The sequence below is a fragment of the Bradyrhizobium sp. genome (genome assembly GCF_016462955.1).
In the GTDB taxonomy this organism is placed as follows: Bacteria; Pseudomonadota; Alphaproteobacteria; order Rhizobiales; family Xanthobacteraceae; genus Bradyrhizobium.
Window position 1 is genome coordinate 9,234 of the sequence record NZ_JAEMSD010000219.1, and the last position, 1,441, is coordinate 10,674.

The 1,441-nt window shown below is 64.9% G+C and carries 1 pseudogene; it reads right to left on the reverse strand.

What is annotated here, in order from left to right:
* A pseudogene (locus tag JHD07_RS21500) lies at positions 1-1,441 on the reverse strand (FAD-dependent monooxygenase); the annotation flags it as partial.

Here is a 1,441-nt window from a genome sequence, read left to right on the forward strand (position 1 = left end):
GACTCCCGGGCCTAGGTCAGGAATCTGCACAGCGCGCGAATGGCCGAGCCGGCAGCCGCAGGATTTTCCGCAGGCGAGAAGGCGTAGATGCGGAAACGGCCATCGGCCAGCGCAGCGTGGCCGAGGTGGACAGGCTTGGCGTCCGCCAACCGGATCACCGGCGCCGAGTGAAAGCGCTTTCCGATCACGAGGCCCTGCGCGAGGTGCTGATGCGACGCCGCGCCGGTGAGCACCGATGGCCTGTAATGCGTTGCCGTACCCGCGGTGTAGCGGCCGTGCCTGACGAAATAGTCCTGCGTCTTGGCGGCATCGGCGCCGCCGGCCTTGGCGGCCGAGGCGAGAATCCCCGCCCATTCGCGGTCGAAGTCGATCAGCTCCTTCGCGACCGCCTGGCGCTCGGCCGAGTAGGAATGCAGCAGGCTCGGCGCAGACTGCTTGCGCAGCACGGCGGCGAGCTTCCAGCCGAGATTGAAGGCGTCCTGCATCGAGACGTTCATGCCCTGCCCCGCCTTCGGGCTGTGCGTATGACAGGCATCCCCCGCGATGAAGACGCGCGGCAGGCGCGTATCGATCTCGGTCTCCGGCACGTCGTCGAATTTGTCGGTGAGGCGCTGGCCGATCTCGTAGACCGACCACCACGCGATCTCCTTCACCTCGAGCGTGTGCGGGTTCAATATCCGCTGCGCCTTGGCGATCACGTCGGCGGCGGTGATGTTGCGGCTCGTGACGCGTTCGCCGACATCGAGCTTTGCGAGTTCGACATAGATGCGGACCATGTAGCCGCCTTCGCGCGGAATGATCAGAAGGCTGCCGTCAGATGCCGATTGGACCAGCGACTTGAAGCGGATGTCGGGAAAATCGGTCACCGCCAGCACGTCCATCACGCCCCAGGCGTGGTTGGCGGAATCACCATGCAGATCGCGCCCGATCGCCTTGCGCACCGTGCTGCGTGCGCCGTCGCAGCCGACGACATAGCGCGCCCTGATCGTCTCGACCTTGTCCTCGTTCGCGGCATCGACGCGTTCGAGGCGCACGGTCACGGCACGAGTGGCAGCGTCAACTGCCCGATCGACATTCAGATCGAGCACGCGGCGGCTGTAGTACGGCTCGAGCTTTGCCGGCGATCTGCGCATGACGTCGAGAAAGCAGTCATGGACGCGCGCCTGGTTCAGGATGACGTGCGGGAATTCCGACAAGCCGTCCTCGACGTCCTGGACGCGGCCGCTGCGGATAATCTTCTCCGGCGTCCGCTCATCCGGTTTCCAGAACGTCGTTTCGTTGACCCAATAGGCCTCCTTTATTATCCGATCCGCAAAACCGAATGCCTCGAACATCTCCATCGTGCGGCAGGCCACGCCGTCTGCCTGGCCAAGAAGCAAGGGCCCGGCCTTCTGCTCGACGATGGCGGTGCAGATATCCGGAAAGGCGGCCAGTTGCGCGG